Here is a 4,682-nt window from a genome sequence, read left to right as displayed (position 1 = left end):
AACAACGTCAAAGGTGGCTGCGCCTGCAAGGTCAACGGCCACTTCAAAAACAACATCAAAGGTGGCTGCGCCTGCAAGGTCAACGGCCACTTCAAAAACAACTGCAACGTCAACTGTGGCTGCGCCTGCAAGGTCAAGAGCCTTTTTGCTTTACGCGTTCTTACAAAAAACGGTCCAAAATCTTGCGACTTGCTTTGTCCAAGGTGTGTAAATCACGGATCACAAAATGAACACCGTGATTATCCGCAATCAGCAATGCAGAACCTGGTAGTCGGCGTATATCCTCTTCGCCTTTCAGCGTAAAAATTGCCTCGCCACGATTGGTCGCTACAGTCCATTTACTTGGCGTCGTATAGCTCGACACATGCACAATCCGACTGATTTCGGGCATGAACTCACGGCTGGCTAATTCTTGCTCGACCATGGTGCGGATCGCGTCCGGCAGATCGGCCAGGTGATCTATCCAGACCAGCTCTTGCCCGTTTGCAGCCACTAGCGACAAGCCTTCGTCGGCGGCGCTAATCGGGAATGCGCGCACCGGCAGCACACCGTCATAGATCTCGCCACTGGCAGACGTAAATACTAGCTGACCAAACGTATTTCTGTGTAATTGGAAATCAAGATGTTTCATATTTGTAGTCATTTTCAGGCGATAGTCTCGGCTTTTTGGCTGCCATTCCCGCTCCAGTTTTGCAGTTGCGGTTCTTCATCGACATTGCGTAATTGCGCTTGATACAGGCGGTAGTACGCGCCTTCACTGGCCATCAATTCGTCATGGTTGCCGACTTCGACAATCTCGCCGCGGTCCATGACCACTAAACGATCGGCTTTGCGCAGGGTCGATAAGCGATGGGCGATGGCAATTGTGGTGCGGCCTTTGACCAAATTATCAAGCGCTTTCTGGATCTCTTTTTCAGTGCTGGTATCGACTGACGATGTGGCCTCATCCATGATCAAAATACGTGGATCAATCAGCAAAGCGCGGGCAATCGAAATACGCTGACGCTCGCCGCCGGACAAGGCCTGGCCGCGTTCACCGACCAAAGAATCGTAACCTTGCGGCAAGCGCAGAATAAATTCGTGGGCATGGGCGGCGCGGGCGGCAGCAACGATATCCTGACGGGTTGCCTCTGGTTTTCCGTAGGCAATATTGTCGGCGATGGTGCCGAAAAACAAGAACGGCTCTTGTAACACCAGACCGATATTGCGGCGGTATTCGGCAATCGGTAATGCCCGAATATCGACGCCATCGATCTTGATCGCGCCTTCCGATACATCGTAAAACCGGCAAATCAAGTTGACTAGCGTACTTTTTCCCGACCCGCTATGGCCTACCAGACCGATCATTTCGCCCGGCTTGATCACCAGATTGACACCGCGCATGACTGAACGATTGCCGTAGCGGAAGCCGATATCGCGCAGTTCGATGGCACCCTGAACGTTTTCAAGATGAACAGGATTAGCAGGTTCTGGCACGCTGGAAACATGATCGAGAATTTCAAAGATACGTTTAGCGCCAGCAGCGGCTTTTTGGGTCACCGACACAATCCGGCTCATCGAATCAAGACGCGTATAGAAGCGTCCGATATACGCCAGGAAAGCGACCAGTACACCGACCGTAATCTGGTTTTGCGATACCTGCCAAATACCGAAAGCCCACACCACCAGCAAGCCGATTTCTGTCAGGAAAGTGACGCTAGGCGTGAATAATGACCATATTTTATTAACCTTGTCGTTGACCAACAAGTTATGCCGGTTGGCTTCTTTAAAGCGTGCAGCTTCGCGTTTTTCTTGCGCGAATGCTTTGACAACGCGGATGCCGGGAATCGTATCGGCCAGTACGTTGGTGACTTCCGACCAGATACGATCGATTTTTTCAAAGCCATGGCGCAAGCGATCCCGCACCAAATGGATCATCCAGGCAATAAACGGCAACGGTAACAACGTCACCAGCGCTAACCACGGATTGATCGAGATCAGAATCGCAGCTGTCATCAACATCATCAAGACATCAATGGCGAAGTCCAGCAGATGCAACGACAAAAAGACGCAAATACGATCCGACTCAGAGCCGATCCGTGCCATCAAATCGCCGGTGCGTTTACCGCCAAAATACTCTTGCGAGAGGCGCAGTAAATGTTCGTAAGTTGTGGTCCGTAAATCGGCGCCGATACGTTCACTGACAATCGCCAGAATGTAGGTACGGACCCAGCCCAGCGTCCACGCCACCAGCGCCGACCCCAACAATCCGGACAGATATAGTTTCACCAGACCAACATCAATCGGTTTACCGTTTTGGTAGGGAATGAGAATGTTGTCCATCAACGGCCGGGTCAGATAAGGTGGCACCAACGTCGCTGCAGTGGACACCAATGTCAGCAAAAAGCCGAATATCAATGACCATTTGTATGGCTTGGCAAATCGTGCCAGGCGGAATAAGGCCCAGCGCGAAGATGCCGCTTCTTTTGCTTCAGGGCAAATCGCACAGATATCTTCACCGGGGGGTAACGGTGCCTGACATTGCGGACACACGCCCTCCTCCAGAGGATGCGCTATCTGCCCCGATACGTGTGCTTGCAATTGCTGATCAAAGTGATTAATCAGGCGTAACGCGATGACATTGACACCCAGGGTATAGCGCCAACAAGCCAGCCGTTGGCTTGGGTCCACCAATTCAAGGCTGCCGATCCCGGCATGGTCGTAGTGACGTAACGACAATCCTTCGTAATAGACGCATTCATACCAGTCGGTATCAACTGTCATTTTTGCCATTACACGTCGATCCGTCACAACCACCAAACCACGCGTAAAATGAAGTGTTGAATCAATGTCTACTTCAAGCCAGGCCGCAATACGCTCTTCCTCAGCCAATTGTGACGACAGGTCTGCGCGCCAATTGTCGGGCAAAGATAGGATCATGTTTTTGGCTTGAGCAGTATCAGCGTGATGAGATGGACGGGAATTAAGACTGAATGGTTTGCTGGTCATCTGAACGGCATCATGTATCCCGAAAAGGGATGAGTAAAATAAATGAAATGCGATTTACACGTTAATGCGACTATTGCGAGTATTCGCGAATCTATTAATCGATCACATTTGTATGCAGTTTGCGCAAAAAGTTTATGTGAAAAAACACATGGCTTTCGTGTAACCTTTTCAGCAAGATAGTATGCTGGCGGTATTTTAAGGCTTTCGTCAGCGCATTGTGATCAATAGTTATTATTTATTTTTTTATTCTTTGTAAACCATTTAACACTTAAAACGTTAAAGCTCACTGGGTGTGTTAGCCGCGCGTGGCTGTTCCCATAGTCTTACTAATTACTCATGAAAAACATAGAATTCCTCCGAATTACATCTTTACGCGGTCCAAATATCTGGACCTATCGTTCCGCCCTTGAAGCATGGATCGATATCGGAGAACTGGAAGATTGCCCTTCCAATGTCATCCCCGGCTTTAACGAACGCCTCACCAGTTGGCTGCCGTCACTCATCGAGCATCGTTGCAGCTATGGCGAACGCGGCGGTTTTGTGCAACGTCTGCAGGATGGTACCTGGCCCGGCCACATTCTCGAACACGTCACGCTGGAATTACAAAATCTGGCAGGTTTGCCTGGCGGTTTTGGTAAAGCGCGTGAAACCTCCAAACGCGGTGTCTATAAAGTAGTCGTGCGCGCACGTCATGAACAAGTTACCCGCGCCGCTTTATACGCAGCCCGCGATCTGGTGATGGCAGCGATTGAAGATCGTCCGTTCGATGTGACCCTCAGTATCGCCACCTTGCGCGAAATGGTGGACGAACTCTGCCTTGGTCCCAGCACAGCCTGCATCGTCGAGGCCGCCGACCAGCGCCGTATTCCGTCTTTGCGGCTATCGACCGGCAATCTGGTGCAACTCGGCTACGGCGCACGTCAACGCCGCATCTGGACGGCTGAAACCGACCAGACCAGCGCCATCGCAGAAAGTATTTCACGCGATAAAGATCTCACCAAAAGCCTGCTGCAGGCCTGTGGCGTACCGATTCCTGAAGGTCGACTCGTGGATAGCCCGGAAGACGCCTGGGATGCGGCTCAAGACATCGGACTGCCCGTGGTGGTCAAGCCAACAGACGCCAATCATAGCCGTGGCGTTTTCATCGACTTGAACACCCGTGCTGAAATAGAAACCGCCTATGCTGGTGCACTGTTAGAAGGCAGCAGTGTCATCGTCGAACGTTACGTGCGTGGTAACGAACATCGCCTACTCATTGTGGGCGGCAAGTTAGCTGCAGCAACAAAGGGCGAACCTGTTTCAATAGTCGGCGACGGAAAATCGACTATGCAAGAACTCATCGACAGCCAGTTAAACAGTGACCCGCGCCGTGGTGATCTGGAAGAGCATCCTCTGAATACGATCTTGCTCGACAAGGAGCCGACCATCCGGCTGGAGTTGGAGCGACAGGGATATACGTCAAACGCCATCCCCCCCGCTGGCAAGCAAGTACTGATTCAACGTACCGGCAATGTCTCCATCGACGTCACGGCCAAAGTTCATCCTGACGTTGTCGCCGCAGCCGCACTGGCAGCGCGCATTATCGGCCTCGATATTGCCGGGGTTGATCTGGTCGCCGAAGATATCTCGCAACCGCTCGACAAACAACGCGGTGCCATCGTCGAAGTCAATGCCGGTCCCGGTCTGTTGATGCA

At 51.7% G+C, this 4,682-nt stretch carries 3 protein-coding genes; 1 reads left to right on the top strand and 2 read right to left on the bottom strand.

The genetic code is table 11. From position 1 onward, the window contains the following. Positions 1-160: 160 nt before the first annotated feature. Both ACVBEF_RS20560 and ACVBEF_RS20555 read right to left on the bottom strand, forming a co-directional pair. Complete coding sequence (locus ACVBEF_RS20560) at positions 161-631, bottom strand: cyanophycin metabolism-associated DUF1854 family protein (protein WP_447125767.1); 471 nt, start codon at positions 629-631, stop codon at positions 161-163. A 14-nt stretch (positions 632-645) separates the two neighbouring features. Next, positions 646-2,919 (bottom strand): cyanophycin metabolism-associated ABC transporter, encoded by a 2,274-nt coding sequence (locus ACVBEF_RS20555; RefSeq protein WP_447125766.1) that lies wholly within the window; start codon positions 2,917-2,919, stop codon positions 646-648. Positions 2,920-3,324: 405 nt separating this feature from the next. On the opposite strand from ACVBEF_RS20555, the gene ACVBEF_RS20550 reads away from it, so the two are divergent. Then, a partial coding sequence (locus ACVBEF_RS20550) for a cyanophycin synthetase family protein (protein WP_447125765.1) occupies positions 3,325-4,682 on the top strand: 1,358 nt, incomplete at its 3' end.

Source organism: Glaciimonas sp. GG7 (genome assembly GCF_052976905.1).
Note: the sequence above shows the minus strand (reverse complement) of the source record. Positions and strands in the feature narration are given on the sequence as shown.

What these genes read in the sequence shown, in the direction of transcription:
- ACVBEF_RS20560 (WP_447125767.1), bottom strand. Translation starts at nt 631, where the DNA reads ATGAAACATCTTGATTTCCAATTACACAGAAATACGTTTGGTCAGCTA.
- ACVBEF_RS20555 (WP_447125766.1), bottom strand. Translation starts at nt 2,919, where the DNA reads ATGATCCTATCTTTGCCCGACAATTGGCGCGCAGACCTGTCGTCACAA.